Annotated in this window: 29 protein-coding genes and 1 tRNA gene; 16 read left to right on the top strand and 14 right to left on the bottom strand. The window is 67.8% G+C overall.

The window, feature by feature from the left end:
- Window positions 1–228: 228 nt before the first annotated feature.
- The 3 genes from B141_RS46250 to B141_RS0128255 form a co-directional block, all read right to left on the bottom strand.
- Window positions 229–855 (bottom strand): RNA-guided endonuclease InsQ/TnpB family protein, encoded by a 627-nt coding sequence (locus B141_RS46250; protein ID WP_169512978.1) that lies wholly within the window; start codon window positions 853–855, stop codon window positions 229–231.
- Window positions 856–866: 11 nt separating this feature from the next.
- Window positions 867–1,421: a hypothetical protein gene (locus B141_RS0128260; RefSeq protein WP_020578552.1), complete on the bottom strand. Its 555-nt coding sequence runs from the start codon at window positions 1,419–1,421 to the stop codon at window positions 867–869.
- 328 nt (window positions 1,422–1,749) lie between these two features.
- Entirely contained in the window at window positions 1,750–2,217 is a 468-nt protein-coding gene (locus B141_RS0128255) for an SAM-dependent methyltransferase (RefSeq protein WP_020578551.1), read from the bottom strand.
- 250 nt (window positions 2,218–2,467) lie between these two features.
- Between B141_RS0128255 and B141_RS0128250 the strand changes: the two genes are divergently transcribed.
- The 5 genes from B141_RS0128250 to B141_RS47955 all read left to right on the top strand — a co-directional run bounded on the left by B141_RS0128250 (window position 2,468) and on the right by B141_RS47955 (window position 7,087).
- Entirely contained in the window at window positions 2,468–2,845 is a 378-nt protein-coding gene (locus B141_RS0128250; RefSeq protein ID WP_157181361.1) for a hypothetical protein, read from the top strand.
- A 325-nt stretch (window positions 2,846–3,170) separates the two neighbouring features.
- The gene (locus B141_RS43270) at window positions 3,171–4,064 is read left to right on the top strand and encodes a carbon-nitrogen hydrolase family protein (RefSeq protein ID WP_020578549.1); all 894 of its coding nucleotides are present in this window, start codon (window positions 3,171–3,173) and stop codon (window positions 4,062–4,064) included.
- A gap of 366 nt (window positions 4,065–4,430) precedes the next feature.
- Entirely contained in the window at window positions 4,431–4,949 is a 519-nt protein-coding gene (locus tag B141_RS0128240) for a hypothetical protein (protein WP_020578548.1), read from the top strand.
- A gap of 1,003 nt (window positions 4,950–5,952) precedes the next feature.
- Window positions 5,953–6,318 carry a hypothetical protein gene (locus B141_RS43260; RefSeq protein ID WP_020578546.1) on the top strand — a complete coding sequence of 122 codons (366 nt, stop codon included), beginning with the start codon at window positions 5,953–5,955 and terminating at the stop codon, window positions 6,316–6,318.
- 334 nt (window positions 6,319–6,652) lie between these two features.
- On the top strand, window positions 6,653–7,087 hold the full coding sequence (locus B141_RS47955; protein ID WP_020578545.1) for a VOC family protein: 435 nt from the start codon (window positions 6,653–6,655) through the stop codon (window positions 7,085–7,087).
- A gap of 361 nt (window positions 7,088–7,448) precedes the next feature.
- On the opposite strand, the gene B141_RS0128220 is transcribed toward B141_RS47955, so the two are convergent.
- Both B141_RS0128220 and B141_RS0128215 read right to left on the bottom strand, forming a co-directional pair.
- The gene (locus B141_RS0128220; protein ID WP_157181360.1) at window positions 7,449–7,817 is read right to left on the bottom strand and encodes a hypothetical protein; all 369 of its coding nucleotides are present in this window, start codon (window positions 7,815–7,817) and stop codon (window positions 7,449–7,451) included.
- A gap of 39 nt (window positions 7,818–7,856) precedes the next feature.
- Window positions 7,857–8,216: a hypothetical protein gene (locus B141_RS0128215; RefSeq protein WP_020578543.1), complete on the bottom strand. Its 360-nt coding sequence runs from the start codon at window positions 8,214–8,216 to the stop codon at window positions 7,857–7,859.
- A gap of 184 nt (window positions 8,217–8,400) precedes the next feature.
- Between B141_RS0128215 and B141_RS49780 the strand changes: the two genes are divergently transcribed.
- Window positions 8,401–8,559 carry a hypothetical protein gene (locus B141_RS49780; RefSeq protein ID WP_157181359.1) on the top strand — a complete coding sequence of 53 codons (159 nt, stop codon included), beginning with the start codon at window positions 8,401–8,403 and terminating at the stop codon, window positions 8,557–8,559.
- Between the two features lie 249 nt (window positions 8,560–8,808).
- Here the strand turns inward: B141_RS49780 and B141_RS53245 are convergent, their stop codons facing one another.
- Window positions 8,809–9,267, bottom strand: coding sequence for a phosphatase domain-containing protein (locus B141_RS53245; protein ID WP_474775229.1), 459 nt, complete (start codon window positions 9,265–9,267; stop codon window positions 8,809–8,811).
- Window positions 9,268–9,383: 116 nt separating this feature from the next.
- Between B141_RS53245 and B141_RS49775 the strand changes: the two genes are divergently transcribed.
- Together B141_RS49775 and B141_RS0128190 are read left to right on the top strand one after the other, a co-directional pair.
- Entirely contained in the window at window positions 9,384–9,527 is a 144-nt protein-coding gene (locus B141_RS49775) for a hypothetical protein (protein WP_157181358.1), read from the top strand.
- 94 nt (window positions 9,528–9,621) lie between these two features.
- Complete coding sequence (locus tag B141_RS0128190) at window positions 9,622–9,954, top strand: hypothetical protein (protein WP_020578540.1); 333 nt, start codon at window positions 9,622–9,624, stop codon at window positions 9,952–9,954.
- A 243-nt stretch (window positions 9,955–10,197) separates the two neighbouring features.
- Here the strand turns inward: B141_RS0128190 and B141_RS0128185 are convergent.
- Window positions 10,198–10,271: transfer RNA gene (locus B141_RS0128185), tRNA-Gly, on the bottom strand.
- A gap of 123 nt (window positions 10,272–10,394) precedes the next feature.
- Here B141_RS0128185 and dcd point away from each other — a divergent pair.
- The 3 genes from dcd to B141_RS0128170 all read left to right on the top strand — a co-directional run bounded on the left by dcd (window position 10,395) and on the right by B141_RS0128170 (window position 13,981).
- Window positions 10,395–10,970 carry a dCTP deaminase gene (gene dcd, locus B141_RS0128180; RefSeq protein WP_020578539.1) on the top strand — a complete coding sequence of 192 codons (576 nt, stop codon included), beginning with the start codon at window positions 10,395–10,397 and terminating at the stop codon, window positions 10,968–10,970.
- A gap of 178 nt (window positions 10,971–11,148) precedes the next feature.
- Entirely contained in the window at window positions 11,149–13,053 is a 1,905-nt protein-coding gene (locus tag B141_RS47950) for a hypothetical protein (RefSeq protein ID WP_020578538.1), read from the top strand.
- Between the two features lie 85 nt (window positions 13,054–13,138).
- Window positions 13,139–13,981, top strand: a complete 843-nt coding sequence (locus B141_RS0128170) for an endonuclease/exonuclease/phosphatase family protein (protein ID WP_020578537.1) — start codon at window positions 13,139–13,141, stop codon at window positions 13,979–13,981.
- 46 nt (window positions 13,982–14,027) lie between these two features.
- Here the strand turns inward: B141_RS0128170 and B141_RS0128165 are convergent, their stop codons facing one another.
- The 4 genes from B141_RS0128165 to B141_RS43235 all read right to left on the bottom strand — a co-directional run bounded on the left by B141_RS0128165 (window position 14,028) and on the right by B141_RS43235 (window position 18,139).
- Window positions 14,028–14,273, bottom strand: a complete 246-nt coding sequence (locus tag B141_RS0128165; RefSeq protein WP_020578536.1) for a hypothetical protein — start codon at window positions 14,271–14,273, stop codon at window positions 14,028–14,030.
- A gap of 45 nt (window positions 14,274–14,318) precedes the next feature.
- Window positions 14,319–15,170, bottom strand: coding sequence for a DUF4097 family beta strand repeat-containing protein (locus tag B141_RS0128160; RefSeq protein ID WP_020578535.1), 852 nt, complete (start codon window positions 15,168–15,170; stop codon window positions 14,319–14,321).
- A 127-nt stretch (window positions 15,171–15,297) separates the two neighbouring features.
- Window positions 15,298–15,825: a toxin-antitoxin system HicB family antitoxin gene (locus B141_RS0128155; RefSeq protein ID WP_020578534.1), complete on the bottom strand. Its 528-nt coding sequence runs from the start codon at window positions 15,823–15,825 to the stop codon at window positions 15,298–15,300.
- 61 nt (window positions 15,826–15,886) lie between these two features.
- Window positions 15,887–18,139, bottom strand: coding sequence for a (Fe-S)-binding protein (locus tag B141_RS43235; RefSeq protein ID WP_020578533.1), 2,253 nt, complete (start codon window positions 18,137–18,139; stop codon window positions 15,887–15,889).
- A gap of 765 nt (window positions 18,140–18,904) precedes the next feature.
- Here B141_RS43235 and B141_RS0128145 point away from each other — a divergent pair.
- The 5 genes from B141_RS0128145 to B141_RS0128125 all read left to right on the top strand — a co-directional run bounded on the left by B141_RS0128145 (window position 18,905) and on the right by B141_RS0128125 (window position 23,062).
- Window positions 18,905–20,017 carry an ABC transporter ATP-binding protein gene (locus B141_RS0128145; protein WP_020578532.1) on the top strand — a complete coding sequence of 371 codons (1,113 nt, stop codon included), beginning with the start codon at window positions 18,905–18,907 and terminating at the stop codon, window positions 20,015–20,017.
- Window positions 20,017–20,646 (top strand): ABC transporter permease, encoded by a 630-nt coding sequence (locus B141_RS0128140; RefSeq protein ID WP_020578531.1) that lies wholly within the window; start codon window positions 20,017–20,019, stop codon window positions 20,644–20,646. Before B141_RS0128145 ends, B141_RS0128140 begins: the two co-directional genes overlap by 1 nt.
- Complete coding sequence (locus tag B141_RS0128135; RefSeq protein WP_020578530.1) at window positions 20,643–21,413, top strand: ABC transporter permease; 771 nt, start codon at window positions 20,643–20,645, stop codon at window positions 21,411–21,413. The genes B141_RS0128140 and B141_RS0128135 overlap by 4 nt, the downstream gene beginning before the upstream one ends.
- Window positions 21,414–21,454: 41 nt before the next feature.
- A complete protein-coding gene (locus B141_RS0128130) occupies window positions 21,455–22,393 on the top strand; it encodes an ABC transporter substrate-binding protein (RefSeq protein WP_020578529.1) in 939 nt (312 codons plus the stop codon).
- A gap of 150 nt (window positions 22,394–22,543) precedes the next feature.
- Window positions 22,544–23,062: a DinB family protein gene (locus B141_RS0128125; RefSeq protein ID WP_020578528.1), complete on the top strand. Its 519-nt coding sequence runs from the start codon at window positions 22,544–22,546 to the stop codon at window positions 23,060–23,062.
- 114 nt (window positions 23,063–23,176) lie between these two features.
- On the opposite strand, the gene B141_RS0128120 is transcribed toward B141_RS0128125, so the two are convergent.
- The 3 genes from B141_RS0128120 to B141_RS0128110 all read right to left on the bottom strand — a co-directional run bounded on the left by B141_RS0128120 (window position 23,177) and on the right by B141_RS0128110 (window position 25,585).
- A complete protein-coding gene (locus tag B141_RS0128120; protein WP_020578527.1) occupies window positions 23,177–24,307 on the bottom strand; it encodes a winged helix DNA-binding domain-containing protein in 1,131 nt (376 codons plus the stop codon).
- Between the two features lie 102 nt (window positions 24,308–24,409).
- Window positions 24,410–25,075 (bottom strand): maleylpyruvate isomerase family mycothiol-dependent enzyme, encoded by a 666-nt coding sequence (locus B141_RS0128115; RefSeq protein WP_020578526.1) that lies wholly within the window; start codon window positions 25,073–25,075, stop codon window positions 24,410–24,412.
- A 93-nt stretch (window positions 25,076–25,168) separates the two neighbouring features.
- Window positions 25,169–25,585: a DUF3224 domain-containing protein gene (locus tag B141_RS0128110; protein WP_020578525.1), complete on the bottom strand. Its 417-nt coding sequence runs from the start codon at window positions 25,583–25,585 to the stop codon at window positions 25,169–25,171.
- Window positions 25,586–25,694: the final 109 nt, after the last annotated feature.

The raw sequence follows: 25,694 nt of genomic DNA, 5'->3' as shown, positions 1-25,694 counted from the left end.
GTCCCGCTCGGCTGGCCGTCGGACGCTCATGAGGGTGGCCCGTGAGTAGCCGTGTCTGCCCTTCGAAGCCGAGGCGAACAGCACGCAGATAGCACGACGGCGCGTCCACAGCGTTCGTCTGCCGTGGCAGTCTCCTTAGGGTCTGCGCGGGAATAACTTGGTTATCCCTGCGTTTGGCCGTCTCGTGTGGCCTCGGAGCCGACCCGGCCCCGGTCGTGCTGTATCGGTTCAAGCGGGCGCCAGCCGGGGTCGCGCTGTGTCGGTTCGCCGCCGTCGTAGACGTGGGCTAGGTCGTGGTAGCGGTGGTGAGCCAGCTTGGCGCCACGCGGTTTCGCAGGCTCGGGCCCGGTCGGCGATGTTGGCTGCGGCGTTGAGGTCCGCATGCGCGGTATGCGCGCAACGCTGGCACACGAACACGTCTCGGCTCTGCCGGTTGTTCTTGTCGGTGTGGCCGCAGCGGGCGCATTGCTGGGAGGTGTGCGCGGGGTCGACCAGCCAGGTGCGGCGTCCAGCTTCTTCCGCTTTGACGCACACCCATGTCGCTAGCCGTCCCAGCGCCGCGTCCTGCAGCGCGCGGTTCAACCCGGACTTGGCGGCTACGTTGCGGCCCGGGTTGTCGATCGTTCCCTTCGCCGAACGGGTCATCGACGCCAGGTCGAGGTTCTCCAACGCCATAACCTCAGCCTGTGCGACCAGCTGCCGGGCGGTCTCGCGGGCCCAGTTGTCGGTGCGCTGGGCGACCTTGCGGTACTCCCGAGCGATCCTCTTCGCCAGTGCACGCCAGGACCGCGAAAACTTCACCTTCCGGGCCTGGCGTCGCTGCAACGCGACAATCCTCTCTCGGCTCTGCCGCATCCAGGCCGGCATCACCAGCAGCTGCCCGTTCGAGGCGGCAACGCCACCGCCACACCACGATCGGCACCCACCACCTGCCCGTCACCGGGCTGCGAAGCGGCGCGGACTGGTGTGACGTCCTTGAACCCGACGCTGGCCCGCCACACCCATTTCGGATGCTCGCTGGTGCCGCCGGCACGGCGGCGGGTCACGCTCAACGTCACCGGAACCCCGCCACGCCCGGCCAGCCTGGCGAACTGACGAGCGGCGGATTTGGGTAGCCGAATCGTGCCGACACCCTGAATGCGTAACCTGCGCTGATCGACGTCGACCTTCCACGACGCCGGCTCGTCCCAGCAGGCCGTATTGAACCGGCGGCGTGACTTGAACCGCGGGTACCCCGGCGCCTGCCCCAACTTGATGCGGCGGTAGAACCCAACAAACGCCTCATCCAACCGCCGCAACGCCCCACGGATCGGTTGGATCCCCCTGGCCAGCACGTCATCGCGCACCCCGCGCAACCCGGTGATCTGGGTGAACTGATCGAACAGCGACACGCTCGTGTTGGCGCGTTGCCAGGCCTTCACGGCGTTCCTGCAAGCCGGCGTTGTACACCTCACAACATGCGCTGAGCAGCGCCAACAAGCCCCGCTCCTGCGCTGGCGACGGGTCGAACGCGAACGTCGCCTTCCGACACACCGTCGCATCCTGGCCGTCGACCACCAGACGGCCAGGGCCGTACCGCGGCGCACCCTGCTTCGGAAAGATCACGACCAGGATCATGCCGGACGGCACCGACAACACAGGACGACACAGGCTGGCCAGCCGAAAGAAGCCGAAGGTCTGGAACGACCAGCTAATTTACGGAAGTCCCCTTACCGGGGGATTCTTGGGCTTCGCCCCCCCAGACCCCGCTTACGGCTGGAAGTACTCCGACATCATGCGGCTGACCCATTCCGGCTGCTTGATGTTCACCGGGCGGAACTCCGCCATGGTCGGCTTCAGATCGATGACCGGGGTGCCCGAAACCGCGTCGAGGCCCACTACCGTCAGTTCGCGGCGCCGGACGGATTCGATGGCGCAGCACGTTGACCCGATGCGGTTTGGTCTGCGGGGGCCGCGGCCGGCGAAGACGCCGACGGGCGGGAGGTCGGAGCGGCCGCGGTAGGGGCGGGGTTCGCGGTAGTGGTCGAGTTCCGGGAACTGGTCGAAGATGAAGAGGACTTCCACGTGGGAGAAGCCCTCCAGGCCCTGGAGGCACGCATCGCCGAAGCGCTCGTCGACGGTGATCGTGCTGCGGACGGCACCCCAGTTGTCCGTGTGCTGGACGTCTGTCCGGTCGTTCCGGACCGTACCTACCGGTGTGATCTCGAAGCTCGGCATGGCTGGAGGCTATCTTCACGGCGCCCATGCCAGCGTCGAGGCGATCGGCACCGTCATGGACCCCGGAATGCCTCGGCCTGAGATGACCTCAATCAGTCGTACTGGCCATTGGGGTCACGGGCGGGCAGTGCGCATGCGGCAGACTTGGTAGGTGCCAGCGCAGCTTGTGGTTCGCAGGGTCCGCTTTGAGGTCCGTTCGTGGAGAGATGGTCCGTACCCAGAGCGGGAACTGTTGCCGTGCATCGACGGCGTGAGCCTTGTTGACATGGTGTCGGGGTATGAGCATGCTGCCGGTCACGACGTGCCAGGCCAGTACGCCGGGCTTGTGCTCGACCGCTTCAAGTTCGGCGATCTGACCGGCTACCTCTGTGGGCGGCCGGACTCCGCGTACTGGCAGCAGGTCGGTGCGATCGCCTTGCTCGGGTGCGACTGTGGGGAAGTCGGCTGCTGGCCCCTGCAGGCGCAGGTGCTCACTGGTGATGACTCAGTGATCTGGCGCAGTTTCGCCCAGCCGTACCGTCCAAGCCGGGATTACACGAGTTTCGGTCCCTTCGTGTTTCGCCGCAGTCAGTACGAAGGTGCAGCTCGCAAAGCCGCGCTGGAAGCAGAGATGGAGCAACCTTCGTAGGGCTTCTCTCCCGCCGGTCGGACAGCTCGTCCGCACCCGGAACCTGTGCAGGGCCGCCAGGCTCGACCCGTCGACCGCTCGCGGCTCCGGCCTGGCGGCCCTGCACAGGTTCCGGGTAGGTCAACTCAGCAACGCAGGGCTGTGGGGGAATGTGCTGTGCCATCTGATTCTTGACAGTCGTGTGCCACCACATGCTTGACATCGAGTGGCTTCGGTCATCCTGAGCGTCGAAGGCTCGGGGAGCGCTGAGGGTCTTGTCGGTTCTCCTTGGCGGCCGTGTGTCGGCCCGGCATCCTGGTGCGAGCCCGTGCGATGATCTCTCGCCATGTCGGTGGTGAGGATCGCGGTGGCGCAGGGTGTCGGACCAATGGGCTCGCCGGACGCGGATTCGATTCGGGAGCAGGGGCGTCGGGTTCGGGAGCTGATGGGTCTGGCGGCTGACGGCGGCGCTCGGCTCGTCGTGTTCACGGAGGGGGCGTTGTCGGGTCTTCCGGACAGGCGGCTCATGTCGAGCGATCCGGATCGGGTGGCGGAGTCGGACTGGTCTCGAGTGGACTGGCAGACGCTCGCGGCGGAGCGACAGCAGACGATCGAGCGCGCCGGCGAGCTCGGACTGTGGGCCGTTGTCGGTTCGCTGCACCGCGAGCCCGGTTTTGGACGGCCGTTCAACAGCTTGTACGTGATCAGTGATGGTGGGGTCCTGGTCGGCAGGTACGACAAGCGGTTTCTGTCGAACAACGAGTCATCGTTCATGTACGCAGCAGGTGATCACGCGACCGTCTTCTCGGTCGATGGGATGCGCTTCGGATGCGCCATATGCATCGAAGCACGCTGGCCGGAAGTGTTCATCGAGTACGAGTCGCTGGGGGTGGACTGTGTGCTGCTGGCCAGCTACAGCGGTGGATCGGCAGCAGAGTCACTGGATGATCGGCGACCGTTGGCACATGCGCTGTTGACTGAGATGTGGATCGCGTTCGCCGTTCCTGGCACTGCCCCGGGAGCTATGCCATCGGGTGTCGCGGCCCCAGATGATCGCTGGTTGGCTCAGGGCAGGTCCGATGGAACACTTCAGGTCGTGTTCGCCGACCTCGACCCGAACAATCGGACTGTGCATGCGGGCTACGACTCCGGACGAGCTTGGCGAGCACGTCACGTCACCGCAACGCGGAGTCGACTCGGCAGGCTTGAGTTGCTTGGCTCATCTGGGCCATCTGAGTGATCCGGGTGCAGCGGCTGCTAGCGACAACGCCGGCGTCATCTGAATCCTCGGCCATCGCATCGAGCTAGGACGCGACTACGCACCTGTTCGAGGCCATGGCTTGGCCCGGTATCTCTTCAGGCGACATCAAGTACTGGCGGCCCGGCAACTCGGTGAGGCGCTGTTTAACCATTGGGATTAGGCGACGTCAGGTCATCGCACCAGGTCGTCCTTTGCTGCACCACCCTCACTGTCAGCTTGGGAAACGTACATCTACGGCTCTGTAAGCCCGTTCCACGCCCGCGAGTGTCCTGGAGTGACCTGCCCGGCCCTGGGCTAATGGCCCGCTAATGGCCCGGGGGCGGCGCCGTCTGCCACGATGCCCGGGTGGCGACGTTGCTGGGTGACAAGCTCAAGTTCGCCGCCGAGGTCGGCAACTGGGACAGTCCGGAGCTTTGTCGAATCGACCTGTGGGCCGCCAGCCAGTGGTTGACCTGTGACGACAACACCGCCTTCGTCCCGCAATTCCGAATCGCGGTGAGCGACACCGCTGCCTGGGTGCGGTCCGGCCAGGGTTCGCCTCCGCCTTTTGCCGGCCTGTCTCTAGTAGCCACGCATCAGCGGCTGCTCGCCGGGTTCGCAATCGACCCGGAGGAGGACGACGGGCTGCGCGAGGAGTTTTGGATCCTCCAGTGGGGACCCACGACCGACAACATCTCGGCCCTCGGTTTTCGCGAAGGGACTCGCCTGGCGATCACGTTCCAGTTCTGGCGGGATGAGCACCTGGTGAAGCATCCCGAACATGCGGGAACGGTCTTCGTGGTCGAGATGGAGGCCGCGGAGTTCGCCGCGACCCTCGACGATCTCACCGCCGTTCTGGACCGTGGGCCCGCGGGCCACCTCTGATCAAATGACTGGACGGTTACGCACGCCATGCTCATCGGCCGACCGTCCATGGTCGCTTGAGCTACGCATTACGAGTGGGTTCTCGTGCGCAGGTCGCCGCCTCGTCTCGCTGCCGCCGAGCGTGGATCGACGCTGGCGAGTGTTGATCATTGACGGCTGTTGATGGCCGTTCGGGGGCACGTCAGGGGCACCGTCCCGCCGCGGGACAGTCTGCTCAGGAATCTGAGGTGGGGTCACGCGCGACCGGTCGCCCGACAGCACGCCTGACCATGCGCGATGCGAACTGTCGCGACCAGTCGATCAGACGTACGGCGGCCTAGAATTCCGGCGTGGGAGTTAATGTGGATGGCGAGGACGACGCCAGCCGTGCCCATGTTCACGTGTATGAACCGCTGGAGTGGACCCCTCGGCCTGAAGAGATTGACGCAGCCTTCGACCGACGTGAACCCTCAGTCGGAGTCGACCTTCTCAGGCTCGCGCTCAACCACCACGACCCGCACGACATCCTGCCCCGAGTCGCCCGAGCCCTCGGATCAGACAACCAAGGACTCCGAGTGCAGGGAGTTGTCGCGCTGGCGCATGTAGCCCGCTTGCACCGCACAGTGGACCGACGTTGCCTGGAGCTGCTCCGCACGTACCCGCGTGGCAACGAAGCAGACGACGATCTGTGGCAGTTCGTGTCTCGTCACCGGCTGCCGACGTGGCTCTGGCGCTATCACTTCACGCAGAGGGTGAGATGGCTCCTACGCGACCAGTGGCGGAACTAGCCACCTGCCTGGAGCTGGCGCCGGGATGACCAGCTTGGAAGATGTCGAAACTGTGCTCGCACCGATGGGATCGCGCGTACGTACCCGGCCTTGAGTGGCCTGGAGCGACCTCGGCGTACCTGGTCTGATGGCACGTGGATGGCACGCCCGCGTCACGCGGGCCTGGCCGGCGATCGTGGTGAGTCGCGGCTCGCCGGTAGGCGTTCGTGAGTGCTGAACGCTGCAATGATGATGCCGTGGATGAGGTGCTGCGCGAGGCGATGGAGCCGGTATTCCGTGATCTTCGAAGCACCGGCATCAGCTTGCCGAGGGTCGAGGACAACGACTGGGCGGAGTGCGGGGCGATGCTGCGGAGTCCGGACGGCACCGGGGCCGGCGTTTCGCTGGACCGTTCCGCTCCCGAGTTCGAGCGCGTCGCGATGATCGCCGATCAGGTTCAGGAGTGGGTGATCGAGGAGCTGTGGGGTCGGGCGCCGACGAACTGGCCGCGATGCCCGCATCACCCGGACAGCCACCCACTCGAGGCCTCGGTCCGCGACCGAGTGGCGGTGTGGATGTGTCCGGCCGACCAGACGCCGGTCGCACCGGTCGGCGGGCTGTAGCCGATCAACTCGCTCGCTTGCGGCCGTAACTCGGCGCCTCGGGATGACACGCGGTTGAGGAACCCATGCTCACCTGTCCAGATCAGTCCAGATTAGTCCGCCCGCTTGTTGCACGCGGGTTGCACGACAGGACCCCTGCCTTGCAAAGGACCGTCGGTCGCTCAGGCTGCGCTGAGCGTGGATCGTCCCCGTGTTCGAGGTCAGTCATCATGACCGTCATTGACCGCTGCGGACCATGATCGGCCCTGGCTTGGGGCACGCGGAGGGCACGCCGTCGGTGAGGCTCTGGTCACCAAGTCGCGACGGCGGCGACCTCTTGGTTAACATTCCGGGAATGCGGGTGCGCATTCAGGAGATCATGATCGACTGCCACAACCCAGCTACGCTCGCCCGGTTCTGGGCCGACCTGATGAAGTGCCGCTGGGGCAGCATCGACGAGCGTCTCGCGGTGGTCGAGGCCGAGCCGGTGCGGCTCACGTTTCAACGCGTCCCGGAGTCAAAGCAGGTCAAGAATCGTCTACACCTCGACGTCCAGGTGGCCGACGCCGACGAAGCCTGCGCGCGGGCGATCGACCTCGGCGCACAACGCAGTGGGCAACAGCAGCTCGATGACGCGAGCAACGGCTACGTCGGGATGCTTGACCCCGAGGGGAACGAATTCTGCTTCGTCGTCGACAACGCCGGCGGTTGGGAGCAGCTTGCCACCGAGGCGCTGGCCCAGAACGACTCACGGACCGTCACTGCCAGTAGCACATCACGGACTTTGTGACAGATCCACGTTCAGGTGAGCGGTGGATGGCAGCCGTGGAGAAGGTGGGAGTGCCGGGCCAAGCCAAAGGCCCAGGTCAGAGCCATGATCAGCTCGCCTGGGCCTTCGTCATGATCCGTCCAAGATCAGACGGAGCTACACAGCACGGCTGTGGCTGGCCCCACTTACCGCTGTTGACCACTGGTGGCCGCCCACCACCGCCCGATCGGGCACGCATCGGGCACGCTCCGTCTGCCGACCTCTACGAGATCAAGGCGCCGCTGACGCGGCGCAGCCGTCCGGCCGCCCTGCGGGCGGCACTGGCGCGCCGTCCTCGGGCTCACCGGGCCGCATGGCTGACGCTCCGGTCAATCCCAACGAGTCAGGTTGTCGCCAACCGCTCCTCCGGTCGCCAGACGTGACGGCGCACAGCTGGCGGGAGGAGTGCAGCCACCTGCACAGCGTTGAGCAACACGAAGCCGCTCAAGCGTGCATCCCAGCCCGTAGCAACCAACATCAGAAACAATGCGAAACCGCCGTGCCAGGCCAGTAGCAGACTCCACACCACGCGGCTACGACGCCACACCAGCCATGCCAGTCCCGACGCCACAAGAGTCCCGCCAATGTGCCTCGCTAGAGGCACTCCCTCGCTATCGCCGGTCCGGATGTAGATCAGAACCAGCCAATCCAGCAGCACGTACGCGGCCAGCAACGGGCCCGCCGATCGCCGCCACACCTGAGCAACATCCACGCTCCAGCGCCTCCCACCCGACACGCAGAAGGGGTTGTGTCAGGCCGAGCCGGATGCGTGGGATGGATCCGGCACCCGAGGCCGGGCTATGTGCTTGCGCACGGCCGGAGACAGAAGTGCCGCCATCTGAGTGGCGATGATCAGCACGATCGGTACCAGGTACGCGGGCCAGGTGTCACCACCCAGGACAAGCGCCACGAGCGCCCAACCGCCCAGCACGACCTTGAGGCCCCACGCGATCCGGCTGCGGCGCCACACGAGCAAGGTGAGTCCGGTCGCGATGAGCGTTCCGAACGCCTGCTCCGCCACTGGAATGCCCTCATTGATCGCTGCCCCGACTGTTCGCGTGTAGAGCAGTAGCAGCCAGTCCAGCAGGACCATGGTGACCAGCAAAGGCATTGGCGAGTGCTTCCAGATCCGGCCAACGTTCACAGCCGCGCCTCCCTCTAACTAACCACGCCGGCCACATCCCGCGTGTCCCGAAGAGAATAGGGCCAATCAGTCGACCCGGAACCCCCGCCAAGGACTTCGGGGCCTCTGCGAATCGCTAGACGCTGCAACGCCTCCGGCCTACGCTCAGGCCATGACATTTCGTAGTGTCTACAACGCCACCATGGTGGCGTTCGCTGCCGCCGGAGTAGTCGGGCTCGCGACCGGCCGCACGGTGATCGGGGGAGTACTCCTAGCGATCGCCGGTTTGATTCTGGTGGTGGGAATGTTCGCCGCGTTCCGCACCGACTAACAGGCGCCAGATGCTCTGTCTCATTCAGCTCTGATCGCGGTCGTTCATGCAGGACCCGGCGGCCACGCCGCATGCGTACGTGGTTGCCCGGACGAGCATGGTGAGCGCCATTCAGCGTTCCTAAACCGCTGCTCGTCCTGACCCCAACGACCAGCAGTGTCCGACGACGAGCACCTGGTGGACGTCGTGCGGAGCGCAAGCTAGTCCTTCAGGGACCGGGCTTGCTAACGCCGTTGCAAACACAGGGTCTTACCTGTCGATGACACGTGCGCTGTCCTCATCTGCTGGCCAGGCCTGCCCGAGGACAGGTGTCCATGCCGCCCACGGAACTTGTATTGCCCGGAATCCCCGACGACGTAGAGCGTGAACGACTCGTGGGTCGTCCTCCACTACGATGTCCACCGTGCGGGTGCGGGATAGGTCGGCAACCTGCTCTGGCTTCACATCCACCGACGAGCGAGAATCGCCCTCAGGATGCATTATCAGGGCTCCGGAGGGCATGCCATTCCTCTTCAGCCAGTCCTCAGTTACCTCGCGAATTCTCTCGGGACGACCCGTTAGCCAGACGATTTCGTGATCCTGGCTTAGCTGTCGTGCTAATTCGCGGCCCTCGGCGATTGGGATATCCGCTGTAGCAGCGGCAAAGAAGTCGATCCACCTCGTAGGAGAACCATTATTGAGAAGCGGCAGGCGGTGCTCGACATTCACCTCTGCGGTGCGTGGCGGCGAGCCGACTCGCGTCAGCCCTCTCCCTCGGTAGATCGCCAAGCGATCATGCGATCCGCGACACCGCGCCAGTCCATCGGCTCCCCGCGCTCCTCCGCATGCTCGACGTACTCGGCGAGCCGTTGAAAGAGGACTTCGGCCGTGACTCCCTGCCAGCGGCCGGGATGGTCATGAGCGTCGTCACGGAGGTCCCAAAGCTGTCCACAAGCCTGCGCTCGACGTTCGCCACGACAGGATCCTAAGCCGCCGACGTCCGGCAGCTCATCGGCAGATCCGAGCGCGGACAGCGGCATGAGAGTGCGCCCGACACCGCGCACGAGTGGAACACTCTGGGGCATGTGGGGAGAAGCAGCCGGGCCGTACCACGTTCACGCTGCCTGGAGGTCGAGCGAACCGATTCGAGACGGGACGTTGGAGGCCATTGGCTCGGGGTTGCAGCCCGATGACGAAACGTTCTGCTTCTGGGTCGACGAGAAGGATCCGCACTGCGTGATCGCGAGCTGGGACTTGCGGGCCACTTCAATAGAGGAGGCAGCCCGGCTCTGCAAAGCGGCTGTTGAACACCTGCCGCGGTCGAGCGGCTTCGAGCCTGACTTGATCGAAATCGGCGTGTCCACGGACGAGGGCTACTGGGTGTCTACCGACCCCGAGGCCGATATCCCAGCCTGAACTCAGGTGCCCGTTCATCGGCACAACAAGCAGGTTCGAGCGGATCGCGGCAGATCCGTGCGTTGCAGTCCGTCATGTGGTGGGCAGGCTTCTAGGCTGCACCAGGCCAGCCCCAGTAGGAGCCGACAGCGGATGGCGGTCCGTCGCTCGCATCGGGCACGTAACGGGCACGCAGTCGCCTTCGGACCCCTTCGACGACGAAGCCCCAGGCCGGCAATGTGCCGCTGACCTGGGCCTTTGTCTTGGAGCGGGTGAGGAGAATCGAACTCCCACTGTCAGCTTGGGAAGCTGATGTTCTGCCATTGAACTACACCCGCAGCCGGCTGCCCGAAGACAACCACCGCCACCCGAAGGCGACGAGCGCTCAGAATACTACCCATCCCCGCACACGTACCCACGGCGTGTCGAACATCGAGACGGTAGTTCGGTAAGTTGCCAGCGTGCTCCTCTCAGACCGTGACATCCGGCTCGAGATCGACAAGGGCCGGGTCGTGCTCGATCCGTTCGATCCGGCGTTCGTCCAGCCGTCCAGTGTCGACGTACGCATGGACCGCTACTTCCGGGTGTTCGAGAACCACCGATACCCCCATATCGACCCGGCGGAGGAGCAGCCTGACCTCACCCGTCTCATCGAGTGTGAGCAGGGCGAGCCGTTCATCCTGCACCCGGGGGAGTTCGTTCTCGCATCGACGTACGAAGTCGTCACCCTGCCCGACGACATCGCCGCCCGCTTGGAGGGCAAGTCCAGCCTCGGCCGGCTCGGCCTCCTGACCCACTCCACCGCGGGCTGGATCGATCCGGGCTTCTCCGGCCATGTGACCCTCGAGCTCTCGAACGTCGCGACGCTCCCGATCAAGCTCTGGCCGGGCATGAAGATCGGGCAACTGTGCTTCTTCCGGCTTTCTTCACCGGCCGAGCGGCCGTACGGCGCGACGGAGTACGGCTCGAGGTACCAAGGCCAGCGGGGTCCCACAGCGTCCCGGTCGTACCGGAACTTCCACCGCGCCGACGTCTGACGAATCGCCCATCCCAGGCGAATCACGACAGCGGACAGCGGGCCCCATCAGGGGCCAGAAGCCCTCGAAACCCCCTGGGCGGAAGGGCCCCTGAACTCCGGTCCGCACGGCTCTTTCGAGTCCTGGTGTCCGGCACAAGTCTGGTGAGAAAGGACTGTCCGAACGCCGGAGGTGGATCATGGCCGGCGGTACTCGTGCCGCGTCGAAGCCGAGCGCAGCCCCCGACCGGGTGATGGATCGTGTCCTCCCGGCACCGAGGGTAGTCGAGGTCGACAGCGTCGACCTGGCGATGTCTCTGGAGGACGCCTGGGAGCTGATCCGGCACGGCGAGATCCTCGAGCAGTCGCCGTTCGTACGCGGCGTCTTCGCGATCCGCAGGCTGCCTGCCCGCTTCAGGAGCCTCCGGCCATCACGTGGTGGTGGCGCGAACCAAGGCGAGGAGCAGCCGCGGCACCGGATCGACGATCTTCTCGCGGCCCCCGGGCGGCCAGGCTTCCACATCCTGGCTGAGGACCCGCCGCGCGAGGTGGTCGCGGGTGCCGTCGCGAGGGTACGCGGCAACCGCATGCGCTTCCTCGACATCCCGTCAGCGGACACGTTCAGGACCTTCGACGAGCCCGACTCGGTCAAGCTGGCCTGGGCCATCCGGCTGGTGCCGTTCGGACCCGAGACCACCCGGGTCACGATGGAGGTCCGCGTCGACGCGTCTGACGAGGAGGCGTGGCGGGCGTTCCGGCGTTATCTGCGGATGTTCGGATCGACCTCCCGGATGGTACGCCGCCAGCTGCTCGCTGGTCTCGAGCGTGAGCACGGCACCCGGGAACGCGAGGAAGCCGCCGGACGCGCGGCCGCCGAGCGGGCGCTGCCAGGTGACGAACTTCTGCCGGACGCCGACCACGTGGTGACCGAGAAGATCACCATCCGGGCCCGTCCCGAGCAGGTCTGGCCGTGGCTCGTCCAGATGGGCTGCCACCGCGCGGGGTTCTACGGCATCGACGTCCTCGACAACGGCGGCCGGCGCAGCGCCCGGGAGATCCATCCGGAGTTGCAGGACCTCCGGGTCGGCGACGTCCTCCCGGCGACCCCGAGGGGCGACCTGGGCTTGGAGGTCCTCCAGTTCGAACCCAACCGCGCCCTCGTCCTCGCCGGGTTGTTCGACGTCGACGGACGCCAGCAACTGCCGTTCAGTGGGCCGCGACCGGAGCGGTACTGGCAGCTGACGTGGGCGTTCGTCCTCGACCCGCTGGATGGCAGGACGAGGTTGACGGTACGGGCGAAGGGCGCGTCCGCCGGGCTGGGACGCATGGGCAGGGCCTGGAAGGGCGCACTGCGCCGCTGGTTGCAGTTCGTCCAGCTGCGGCACCTCCGCGATCGGGCCGAGGGTCGAGTCGGGCGGGACGACTGGCGGGACGTCGGTGAGGGTGTCACCGGTGCCGGCGTGATGGCGGCCGGGCTGGTCACGCCGTTCCTGCGCCCGCGCCGCCGGCGTTGGGGTGTGAACGCCGCCGCGGAGCGTGCCACCCATCCAGGGGATGAGCTTGTCGCCGAACCCCGCTGGGGTTTCACCCACGGCGTGGAGATCGACGCGTCGGTCGAGGAGGTCTGGCCCTGGGTGACCCAGATCGGCTCGGACCGAGCCGGCTTCTACAGCTACCAGTGGCTGGGCAACCTCGCCGGCGGCCGGCTCCGGAATGCCGAGGCCCTGCATCCTGAGTGGGCGCTCCACGAAGGCGACGAACTCCGCCTCCACCCGAAGCTGCCTCCGATGCGCGTGGTGACTGTGGACCCCAACCGCGCGCTGGTGGCGTACTACGGTCCCGACCAGGAAGACCTCGAGCGCGCCAAGCCCTGGGCGGCAACCAGCTGGCTCCTCCAGCTGGAGCCGCTCGACGCGCACCGCACCCGCCTCGTGAGTAGGTACCGCAGCGCGTTCTCCGACGACCGGGCGACCCGGCTCGGGTTCGGCCCGACGTTCAGGGAGCCGATCAGCTTCGCGTTGGACCGCCGGATGCTGCTCGGGATCAAGTCCCGGGCCGAGCGGGCCCACCGGAGGTTCGGCCTGCCCCGGCCGCGCCGGGGCTGACCTGGATGGCTGGACCGTTACCGATCCCGGTCGGGTCGGTGACGAAGGTGGTCGGGCGTGCCCAGAGTACGAAAGGCTGGCGGGCGTGGTGAACCGTCGTACGTCAGATGCTCAGCCGAATCCGCTCGTCGGGCCCGCCGAGGCTCCGGCCCTCCACGTGATGTCGTTCAACCTCCGGAACGCCGGTGACGGCCTGCCCGATCCGTGGGTCGAGCGCCGCCCGACGACCGCCGCGCTGCTGCGGTCGGAGTGCCCGACAGTGATGGGTACCCAGGAGGGCCTGCACCACCAACTGCTCGAGGTCGCCGACGACCTCCCGGACGGATACGAGTGGGTGGGTACGGGGCGCGAGGGCGGCAACCGCGGCGAGTTCATGGCCATCTTCTTCGACGCCCGCCGGCTCGCGGTTCGCGAACTCGATCAGTTCTGGTTGTCTGACACCCCCGATGTGGTGGGCTCCACGACCTGGGGCAACTACGTCGTACGCATGGCAACGTGGGTGAGGTTCACCGACCAGGCGACCGGCCGGGAGTTCGTCGTCCTCAACACCCACCTCGACCACGAGATCGAGAAGGCCCAGCGTCGAGGTGCCGAACTCGTCGCGCAGCGGCTCGCGGAGTTCGACGCCGACCTTCCCGTGATCGTCACCGGCGACTTCAACGTGCCGGCCGAGGCGTCCGAGCCCTACGACATCCTGGTGGGCTCCGCTGGTCTGCGGGACAGCTGGACAGCTGCGGAGGAACGCCGTACGCCGGCGTACGGCACGTTCCACGGCTACCAGCCGCCGGTCGTCGGTGGGCACCGCATCGACTGGATTCTCGCCCGGTCGGAGACGCGGGTCCGGTCCGCCGCGATCAACGCCTTCACCCTCGAGGGCCGCTGGGCCTCTGACCACTGGCCGGTCCACGCTCTGATCGACCTGGCCTAGGTCGCACCTGCCCTGTGTCGTACCTGCCCTGGGTCGCACCCCCCGCTCAGTTGGTGCGCGGGTGTTGGGTGGGGATGCGGACCAGGTGGGCCGGGCGCGACCGTGTTGGTTCGATGCGGTCGGCCAGCAGGCGCAGGCTCCGTGCGAAGCGATCTCGGACACCGGGGCCGATACGCCGCGGCGGGCCGTGGCGTACGCCGGTCCTCCGGTCCCTCCGGCCTGTCAAGCCGCCGTTGATGATCTCGTCCTGCCGTTGCCGGGCCAGGTGGTAGATCGCGTAGTCGTTCAACATGGTGATTGCTCCAGTCCTGGGTCGCTTCTGATGAACGGGTCTGGGTCAGCGTGCGCGGCTGATCGTGATGTCGCCGCTGAGCGTGCGGGCGCGGATCTCGACGGTTTCCTCGGTGTCGCCGGGCTGGTCGGCCTCGTCGAGTGCGGACCGGACGTCGCCGGAGAGCGAGGAGACGTCGAGCCAGGCGGCGGTGCCCTTCTGGACTCCGATCCGGATGTCACCGGAGGCGCCGTTCGCTGCGACCTGCCCCCGCTGGACCGAACCGATGCGCACGTCGCCGGAGGCGGTGGTGGTCTCGACCGAGTCGTGCGCCGCGTCGACAGTGGCGTCGCCCGAGGCGGTTTGCAGGCGAAGCAGGCTGTGGACCTGGCCGAGTTGGACGTCGCCGGACGCCGTGGACACCATTGCCTGGCCGTGGATCTCCCGGATCGACACGTCGCCGGAGGCGGTCTGGACCTTGGCGTCCCCAACGATCTGGCGGCCGATGACGTCACCGCTCGCGGTCTGGGCGGTAAGTGCTGCCGCCTCCTCCAGGCGGAGGTCGCCGGACGCGGTGTTGACCTCGACGTCGCCGAGCCGACCGGTCGCGCGTACGTCGGCGGAGGCGGTGGATCCGCGCAGGTGCGAACCCTTGGGCAGGGCAACCCGGATATGGAGGGACGGCGTGGAGCCGAACCAGCGGGTGCGGTCGCGGTCCTCTGGCGCCTCGATGACGATCGTGCCGTCCCGGTGCTCGACCAGGGTGTTCGCGGCGGCCTCGACGTCGACCGACTTGTTGGGGTTACCCGGACGGACCTCGACCTCGGTCTCGTTCCTCGCCGAAGCATCGATCGTGAGGTCGCCGGAGGCGAGCTTCACGCGCAGGCTGATGGGTTCTGGGGTCGCGAAAGTAGGCATGCTGAACTCCCGGTGGGTGTCGGGTGGCGCGATGGATGTGGGGCACCTGCCGGGTGCGGAGGCGGCCGCTGGTGCGGAGGCAGCCGCGCGCTCGAGGCAGGTGTGACGTGCGGACCGGCGAGCCGGCCTAGCGGGCCCAGCCGGTCAGACGCTGGCCGATGTGCGGGCCGACGCGCGAGCTGGGACCCCGTGGGGCCCGGCGTTCCGGCGGGGGCTCGGCCAGGGCGGCACTGACCGCGCGGACGAGCCAGGTGTTGACCGAGATGCCCTCGCGGGCGGCCGCCTCTTCGGCCCGGGCCTTGAGGGGTTCGGGGAGGCGGAGGGTCACCCGGGCCGTGCCCTGCTCGCCTTCCGGCATGGGCGGGACTGGCGGGATGGGTGGCTCCGGCGGGGTGGGGATCTCCGGCTCACCCGGCGGCGGCGTCACCACGAACTCCGGGTTCCGGCCGCGGAGTCTGACCTCCACCGAGCCGGGCGCCAGGTCACGGGTGATCTCTTCGGCTGCCGTCGAGAGTGCCTCCATCAGAGCAAGCCGTACGGCGGCATCCAGCGCGGCCGTCAGGCGCTCTGCTGCTGCGCGGGCATCGGCCCCCGCCACCTCCGCGGCGACGGCGAGGTCGCGGCGGATGCTTTCGATGTACGGCGTGATTTCCATGACGCCATCTTGGCGTCAACTTGGCGTCAGGTCAAGCGCCAAATGTGGCAGCATCGTGAACTCAGCTCGACACCGGCCCGCTGGAAGCCTCGTTACCCTCGCTGACCTGGGGTTTCTCCTCGCGAGGCGGGATCGTCCCGCGGCGTACCGACTCCAGGAGTAGCTGGGCGACGTCGATCACCTCGACGTCCTGGCCGGCTGATCCGTCCGCCTGCTGCTGGGTGACGCCATCGGACAGCATCACCTTGCAGAACGGACAGCCGGTGGCGATCCGCTCAGCCCCGGTGGCGACCGCTTCGGAGGTGCGCTCGAGGTTGACCCGGCTGCCGATGCGTTCCTCCATCCACATCCGGGCACCGCCCGCGCCGCAGCAGAACGACGTGCTCCCGCTGCGTGGCATCTCGCGGACCTCGACGCCGGGTAGTGCGCCGAGGAGTTCGCGCGGGGGTTCGTAGACCTGGTTGTGCCGGCCGAGGTAGCAGGGGTCGTGGTACGTCACCGGCTGGAGGGACTCGCCGCGGCGGCCGTCACCGTTGCTGTCCGCGGGCGGCGGCACTGGCGTCAGCCTGCCGTCACGCACCAGTCGGTTGAGCAGCTGGGTGTGGTGGACCACCTCGAGCTCGAGGCCGAGCTGGCGGTACTCGTTCTTGATCGTGTTGAAGCAGTGGGCGCAGGTCACGACGGCCTTCGTCGCGCCCGCCTCGCGCAGCGTCTCGACGTTCTGCTGGGCGAGCATCTGGTAGACGAACTCGTTGCCCGACCGCCGGGCCGGATCGCCAGTGCACGTCTCGGCCTGCCCGAGGACGGCGAACGACACGCCCGCCATGTGCAGCAGCTCCGCCACCGCCTGCGTGGTCTTCTTCGCCCGGTCGTCGTACGCGCCCGCGCACCCCACCCAGAAGAGGTACTCCACCTCGCCGAGGCTCTCGACGCCGCTGCCGAGTACGGGTACCTCGAACGGCAGGTTCTTCGCCCAGTCCATCCGACCCGAGGCGTTCATGTTCCACGGGTTGCCCTTGCTCTCCAGGCCGCGGAAGAGTTGGTTCAGCTCGCTCGGGAACTCCGACTCGACCAGCACCTGATGCCGGCGTACATCCACGATGTGATCGACGTGCTCGATGTCAACCGGACATTGCTCCACGCAGGCGCCGCAGGTCGTGCACGACCAGAGCACGTCGGGATCGATCACGGCGCCCGGCGAGCCGTCCGCACTGGCGTCGGTCGGGCCGACCAGCGCGCGGGCCGCCTCGGCCTTCAGTGCGGCGGGCAGGGCGTCGCGTTCGGTCTCGGGCGTCTGGAGGTAGGGGGCCTTCGCGTGCGCGTGGTCGCGCAGGCCGAGGACGAAGAGCTTGGGGGACAGCGGCTTGCCGGTGTTCCAGGCCGGGCAGACCGACTGGCAGCGGCCGCACTCGGTGCAGGTTGTGAAGTCGAGCAGGCCCTTCCAGGTGAACTCCTCGACCGCGCCGGCACCGAAGATGTCGTCCTCGCCGGGGTCCTCGAAGTTGATCGGCTGCCCCTTGGAGTACATCGGCTGCAGTGGACCGAGCGCCGTACCGCCGTCGGCATTCCGCTTGAACCAGATGTTGAAGAACGCCGTGAACCGGTGCCAGGCCACGCCCATCGTGGGGTTGGCGGCGATCACGATGAGCCACGCCGCCGAGACGGCGATCTTGATGGTCGCCACAATCCAGATCGCGTTGGCCAGCGCGGCCGGGCTCATCCCGGAGAACGCCGCGACGAGCGGATAGCTCAGGGCGAAGTGCGGACTCCACCCGGTGCCGGCGAGCGCGCCCTCGAAGCCACGCAGGAGCAGGATGCAGACCGCAACCGCCAGGATCGTGTACTCGACGTAATAGGCCTGCCAGAACGTCGACCCGGTGAACCTGCTCGATCGCCCGAGCCGGCGCGGATGGGCGCGTTGCCGGATCACGATCAGGGTGAGGATCGCCACCAGGGTCAGCACGGCGATGAGTTCGGAGGCGAGTTCGTACGGCCACCAGTGGCCGATGATCGGCAGGGCCCAGTCGGCGCCGGCGTACACCTGGCCGTATGCCGTCACCAGGGTGAAGAACAGAAACCCGAACCCCACGAACACGAACCAGTGCGCGGCCCCGATGAGGTTCCACTTGAGCAGCCGGGTGTGTCCCAGGGTTTCGCGCAGCATGGTGCGCCAGCGCTGCGCCGGTTGGTTCGTACGCCCGACCGCGGGCTGGCCGAGCCGGATCACACCGACCATCGAGGCGACGGTGCGGGCGACCAGCGCGACGGCCACAAGGGTCAGCACGGTGGAGACGATGATCGCGGCGGCTCGCATCCGGGCAGCTCCTCTGCGTCGCTGAGGTGGCAGGGCCAGGTCGAGCGTACGGCGGGCGGGGCGCCGGCCGGGGTACGCCGTTCCCAGCACTGACCTTACTCGCGGGTAACTTACCCGGGCTCTCTGTGGGCTCGGTAGTCCCGACCTCGCTGATCCCCAGCGGTGCGCGGCAAGGCGGCTGCGCCGAAGTGGGTGCGGCGGAGTGGCCTTGCCGGGTTGTCATAGGTATCTCGGCTAAGAGACCGAGATACCTATGACAACCCGGGAGGCCTACTCGCTCCTCCTGGTCGCCGCACTGCTGTGTTGGGTCCCCCGTCTCGCACCGCGTACCCCAATTGTTTCGGATGTTGAGACGTCAGGGCTCTTGTCTCATATCGTGGGCAGGCCTGGAGGTCTCGCAATGAGCACGGTGCCTGTCGGTTGTGGCGCCGCCCGCTTCAGGAAATCCGGCTGATCGCCATCGCGAATCCCGCCGCGTCGATGAGAGAACCGCCTCACCACACGTCGTCGCCAAGTTCCAAGCCGGCTTCCGCTTCGTCAGACCGCGCCACGCCGCGAGGGTGCGGCCACGACCGCGAACGCGGTTGGCTGTCCGACCACTCTGCGTCGCGGCGCGAGCGGAGGTCCGGCTGCGAGGTCCGGTCCCGAGGTCCGCCCGTTGAGGGCGATGCCTGTCGGAAGCACCTGGTTAGGGTGGTGCGCGTACGACGGCGCCCGTCGGGGGGTTCGGGTCGTGCCGTGCCCCGAGGACCGAGGAGGTCCGACGTGATCGAGTTCGATGCGGTCACCAAGCGTTACCCCGACGGCACCGTCGCGGTGGACTCGGTGGATCTGCATGTCCCTTCCGGCAAGATCACGGTGCTGGTGGGACCGTCCGGCTGTGGCAAGACCACATCTCTCCGGATGATCAACCGCATGGTCGAGCCGACCGGCGGGCGGATCCTCATCGACGGCACGGACACGAACACGAGTGACCCGGCCACGCTCCGTCGCGGCATCGGCTACGTCATCCAGCACGCGGGACTGTTCCCGCACCGCACTGTCGTCGACAACGTCGCGACCGTCCCGATCCTCCTGGGCTGGCGGCGCAAGAAGGCCCGGCAGCGGGCGATGGAACTCCTCGAGCTCGTCGGGCTCCCTCCCGAGCTCTCCGACCGCTACCCCTCCCAGCTCTCGGGCGGGCAGCAGCAGCGGGTCGGAGTCGCCCGGGCGCTCGGGGCCGACCCGCCGATCATGCTGATGGATGAGCCATTCAGCGCGGTTGACCCGGTGGTTCGCGAAAGCCTGCAGGACGAGTTCCTCCGGCTTCAGCAGGACCTCGGCAAGACCATCGTGTTCGTCACCCACGACATCGACGAGGCGATCAAGCTTGGCGACCAGGTGGCGGTCTTCCAGGCCGGCGGGCATCTTGCCCAGGTGGCCACCCCGCCAGACCTCCTGGCCGACCCGGCCGACGACTTCGTGGCGGGATTCGTGGGCAAGGACCGTGGTTACCGTGCGTTGTCGTTCACACCGGCTGACGGGCTGCCGCTGGAGAAGGAGCCGACGGTGGAGGTCGGTGCCGACGCGGAGGTGGCCAGGCGTACGTCCGTGGAGGGGTGGGTGCTGGTGCTCGACGACGCCCGCCGTCCCCAGGGCTGGCTGGATGTCTCCCGCCTGACCGGCGAGGACGAGGTGACCCCGACCGTCCTGCACCGCGGCGGCACCGTCGCGAGCGCGACCGGCTCCCTGCGCGGCGCCCTCGACGCGGCGCTGTCCTCCCCGACGGGACGAGGCGTGATCGTCGACGACATCGGCGCGCTGCTCGGCACCGTCCGGCCAGCGCAGGTGCTCGTCCAGATCGAGAACGCCGCCGCCGAGGCGGAGGCTCGCCACTGATGGACTGGCTCGAGGTCGTCGTCCTCTTCCTCCAGCATCTGTGGCTGTCGGTCGTGCCGCTGCTGCTCGGGCTCGCGGTGGCGATCCCGTTGGGGTGGTTGGCCCGCCGCTATCGCCGGCTCTACGCGCCGATGCTCGGCGTGACGGGGCTCGCCTACACCATCCCGTCGCTCGCGTTGTTCGTCGCGCTGCCGGTGATCCTCGGCACCCAGATCCTCTCGCCCGTCAACGTCGTCGTCGCGCTCACCATCTACACCCTCGCCCTGCTGGTCAGGACGGTGGCTGACGGGCTGGGCGCGGTGCCCGACGACGTACGCCAGGCGGCCCTGGCGATGGGCTACCGCCCGCTCCCGCGGTTCCTCCGGGTCGAGCTGCCCGTCGCGGTGCCGGTCATCGGTGCCGGCCTGCGGGTCGCCGCCGTCTCCAACGTCAGCCTGGTGACCGTGTCGGCGCTGCTCGGCGTTCCACAGCTTGGGGCGCTGTTCGTCGACGGTCTCAACCGCGCCTACCTTGCGCCGCTGATCACCGGCATCGTGCTGTGCGTCGTACTCGCCCTGTTGCTCGACGGACTCATCCTCCTCGGCACCAGAGCACTCACGCCGTGGCAGCGGGAGAGGGGCGCCACATGATCGGCGAGTTCCTTCAATGGTTCACCGACCCGGTGCACTGGACGGGCCAGGACGGCATCCCCAACCGCCTGCTCGAACACCTCGGCTACTCCGTCCTCGCGCTGGTCATCGCCGCCGCGATCGGCATCGCGCTTGGTCTGTACGTCGGCCACACCGGTAAGGGCACCTTCATGGTGGCCGGGTTCGCGAACGCCCTGCGTGCCCTTCCGAGCCTCGGCCTGCTCTTCCTGGTCACGCTCGTACTCCTCGACGCGCTTCCCAACACCCTCGGGCAGTTCCTGCCGGCACTCCTCGTGCTGGTGATCCTTGCCGTTCCGCCGATCCTCACCAGCACGTACGCCGGAGTACAGAACGTCGACCCGGCGGCCCGGGACGCTGCGTACGGCATGGGCATGACCGGGCGTGAGGTCCTGGTCAAGGTCGAGGCTCCGTGCGCGTTGCCGCTGGTGTTCTCCGGACTGCGCAGCGCGATGTTGCAGATCGTCTCGACGGCCACGCTCGCCGCGTGGGTCGGCCTTGGTGGGCTCGGCCGGCTTCTGCAGGACGGCCAGTCAGTTCAGGACTACCCGCAGATGCTGGCCGGAGCCGTCCTGGTGGCGCTGCTGGCGCTGGTCATGGAGGCGCTGCTCGCGGGTGTCCAGCGGTTCAGCGTGCCCCGCGGACTCACCGGACGCGGCGCCCGACGGGCGCGAGCCACAACCGCGTCGGAGGTAACGAAGCCCACATTCAGCACCGAACCGGAAGACGAACCCGTCGCGGCACGTTGACGGGTCGAATGACGAACGCCCCAACAGGAGAGATCCGGACAATGAAACCGATCAGGACGATGCTCGCTGCCCTGGCGGCGGCGGGGCTGCTCGCGCTCACGGCGTGCGGGGGTGGCGGCAATCCGCTGACTACCGAAACCACCAAGGCAGGCGAGGAACCCGCGACGAAGGCGGCGAGCGACACCATCATCGTGGGCTCGGCGAACTTCCCCGAAGCGGTGCTTCTCGGTGAGATCTACGCCGGAGCGCTCTCCGCCAAGGGCGTCAAGGTCGACAAGAAGCTCAACATCGGCAGCCGGGAGACCTACATCAAGGGCCTGCAGGACGGCTCGATCGACCTCGCGCCCGAGTACACCGGCGTTCTCCTGCAGTACTTCGACAAGAAGACCAAGGCGGTGAAGCCGGACGAGGTGTACGCCGCACTGCAGAAGGCCCTGCCTGGCACGCTGACCGTCCTGGAGAAGTCCAACGCGGAGGACAAGGACGCCGTGGTGGTCACCCAGGAAACCGCCAAGAAGTACAACCTCACGACGATCGCCGACCTGGGCCCGGTCGCGAAGGACCTCGTGCTCGGTGGGCCGCCGGAGTGGAAGAACCGCCAGTCCGGCGTTCCTGGGCTCAAGCAGGTCTACGGCCTGAACTTCAAGTCGTTCCAGCCGCTCGACGTGGCGGGACCGCTCACGGTGGCCGCGTTGAAGAGTGGCCGGGTGGACGCGGCGAACCTCTTCACCACGCAGTCGGCGATCAAGGCGAACGACTTCGTGGTGCTCGAGGATCCGAAGAACTTCTTCGCCGCCCAGAACGTCGTACCCCTGATCAGCAAGGCGAAGGCGTCCGAGACCGTGAAGGGCGCCCTCGACGCGGTGTCGGCGAAGCTCGACACCCCGACGCTGGCCGGCCTTGTCAAGGAGGTCGAGGTCGACAAGAAGGATCCCGCCGTGGTCGCGAAGGAATGGCTCACCGGCAACAACCTGGGCTGATCACGAGGCTCGGGTCAGGCCGAACGTGACCGACAGGGTGCCCGCACCAGTCGCGTGGTGAGGGCACCCTGTCGGCGGCCGCCGCTAGGGTGCCCGCACCAGTCGCGTGGTGAGGGCACCCTGTCGGCGGCCGCCGCTATCTTCACCGAGATGAGCGCCCCTCTGGACGAACCCCCCGCCGACCTGGCAGACCCGGCCGAGCTGCTCGCTGCATACCTCGACTATTACCGCGACGTCATTCTCCGCAAGCTGGACGGCATGTCCGAGGCGGAGCTGCGGACGAGCCGGTTGCCGTCCGGATGGACACCGTTGCAGCTGCTGAAGCACCTCACGTATGTCGAGCGCCGATGGTTCCGGTGGGGATTCGCCGCCGAGCAGGTGAGTGACCCGTGGGGCGATCACGGCGCGATCGAACGTTGGCATGTGGAGCCGGACGAGTCACCGCGGGAGCTGGTGGCCGCATTCCTGGAGCAGGCCGACGTTTCGCGCACCATCGCCGGGTCGGCACGACTCTCCGACCCGGCACGCTACGGCGGACGATTCCAGGAGGGTCGTGGCCCTCGCCCGACGCTGGCCTGGATTCTGTTCCACGTGTTGCAGGAGTACGCCCGCCACGCCGGCCACCTCGACGTCGTACGCGAACTCTCCGACGGGGCAGTGGGCGAATAAGAGGTCGCGCGAGCGAGTCATCGACATCAGGGCGGGGATCGCCGCCCGGCGCTGCGGGACGGCCCCAAATGACCACGTTTACGTGATCATTTGGGGGCCTGCGACTGAGGGCCATCAGGTGTCGGCGTACGTCACCGCGGCCTCGCCCATGCCGCGCACCCGGGCCATCCGCGCGGCCTCGTCCTCGACCGCCGCCCGCACCGCGCGCGGCAGGGAGCCGAACGCCTGCACCGTGACTGTCAACCGCTTCTTGCCCGCCGCGCGTGCCCGCCACGTCCCGGCGATCTCGCCGTTCACGATCAGGGCACCCGGACTCCCGAGAATCCGCCATAACTCCTTCTGCCGGGCCGGATCGGGGACGAGCAGGTCACGGTCACGCGACTGGACGAACGGGTCGTAGGTCGGCAGCAGGCGCACGTACGCCGGCGAGGGCGCGGCCCGCAGGGCGTCGAGCTGGTCTTCGGGAAGCCAGGTACGGCGCCCGTCGACCGTCACTTCGGCCAGCCCGTCCGGCCACTCCGGCCGGAGCGCCGCCTGGGAGGTTCCGAGGTAGCTGGCCGCTTCGGCGAGGGTGGCCGGGCCGTGCAGCCGGAGGTACGCGCGGATGAACGCGCCGACTCCCTTGGCGGACGTGGGAATCGGGGGCCGGCCCTCCAGAGGCGCGAGGATCGGCGGCGAGGTGTCCGGCTCGTGGCGTACCCCCGCGGGCAGCCCGACCAGCTGGAAGAGCCCGCCGTAGACGTGTCGCGCCCGGCACCCCCGACAGTCGTACGCATACGCGTCAGGCAGCCGAGCCGTCACCGCGGCGCTCACGTCGCCCTTGCCGAGGGGCTTGGTCACGACGGCCCGCACCGCCTGCGCCGCGGCGGTGAACGCGTCCAGCGCGGGAATGCCCGCCGCCTTCAGCGCCTTCCGCTCCGCGGCGAGGCGGGCCGTCGCATCGGCCTCGCTGCGAGGCCAGAGAGCGCGCGCCAGGCCGGGAAGGTCGGCCCGCCGGTGCACGTGCGGCGCACCGCGGACCGACCAGAGCAGGGCGAACGTCTCCTCGTCCGCCAGCGGGTCCTCACCGCCCGGCAACGGCTCCGGCAGCCGGGCGGCGAGTGCCAGCCGCGCGGTCCCGAAGGTCGTGTCCTGGACGCCGAGGTCGAAGACGCCGAGCTTCGCCGGATCCGCGGTCGCCCGGTCGAGTCCCTGCGCCGCCGCGCGGTAGGCCATGACCTGGGTGCGGCCGATGTCGAGCACCATGAGGAGATTCTCCGTCTCAGAGGTCTCCGTCTCAGAGGTCGCCGTCTCAGACCGACCAGCCGCCGTCAGGTGCGGCGAGTGCGGCTGTCAAGGTCGGCTTGCCTACTCGTCGAGTGGCGTGTCCCGGAATTCGCCGAACATCGTCAAAGCCGGCAGGTAAGGCGTCGCGTCGTCCACCGACCAGTCGAGCGCGCGTACCTGATCCTTCGTACGCCGTCCGCTGATCGTGCGTAGGAGTTCGAACGCCGAGACCCGCAGGGTGGCGGCTGGCTCGCCCGCACCGATGACCTGCTCCGTTGCGCCATCCACCACCAGGCGGACAGCGGCCCCGCCGGCTTCCCGGCGCTTACGGTCGACCTCCTGCAACGGCCGCTCGAGCGCGGCGCGTACACCTGGCTCGTCGCGGGCGCCCGGCTGGCCCAACGCCGTCCGGAGGTCGTGCTCATGCGACACGACCTCAGCCACCAGGACACCGCCCATGGGAGAGGCGAGGAGTTCGTCGGCGGTGGCGCGGTGCCGCTGCCACTCCGCGAGGGCGTCTTCGACGGACTGATCGCGCCGCTCGCGGACCGTCCGTTCGCCGAAGTCGTCGCCCTCCTCCACCTCGAACCTGCGGGTCAGGAAGTCGCCAAGCCCACCGGCAAGATGGCTGATGAGGTCCTTCGCGGTCCAGCCGGGGCACGCGGCGACCGGGGCGCCGGGATCGCCGGCCCGGATAAGGGCGACGATCCGAACCCGGCTCGCGTCGTAGAGTTGCGCGTTGCTCATGCCCGCCCTCGCTTTGCTGCGGGCGCGCATGAGGCACTCGAGGCGCTGTGTTGGATTGTTCGCTCGCTGCGTTCGCTCACGAAGGCATTCCTCTCAGTTGGTGACGAACTCGTACTCGAAGGTGTACGCCGTGGACGCTTCGCCGTGCTTGGAGACGAAGCCGCCCTTGCCGCGCAGGCCGGTGAGTTCGGCCGTGCCCGAACCCTCCACGACTGACCAGGTCGCCCGAACAGTGCTGTCACCGAAGTCGCCGGTGTGCTCGAGGACGAAGCTCCCGGACCGACCGCCGACCTCCCCGGTGATCTGCTCATACCCGTGGTACGTGCCCGATCCCCAACCCTCGCCCTGGCCGGAGTAATACATCACGTGGTCGGCGGTGGTGGTGCCTTCGATCACGCCGTCGAACTTGTTGGTCGTGTGGGCGTGGCTGATGCGCGGGCTTCCCCCTGGTTCCTCGGGGAGCTTCTCGTCCCAGCTGATGGGGGTGAAGGTGCCGTCCTGGGCCGTCATCGCTGATCTCCGTTCGTCAATGCCAGGTTGCGCTGTGTGGTCGCCGGGGCTTGGTGCGCCCGCCGCCCGATCCGGGACCCAGCCTGGCCGGTGAACCTGTCAGCTCCTG

The sequence above is a fragment of the Actinopolymorpha alba DSM 45243 genome, assembly GCF_000373925.1.
In the GTDB taxonomy this organism is placed as follows: Bacteria; Actinomycetota; Actinomycetes; order Propionibacteriales; family Actinopolymorphaceae; genus Actinopolymorpha; species Actinopolymorpha alba.
This window is presented reverse-complemented; position numbering and strand designations above follow the sequence as displayed.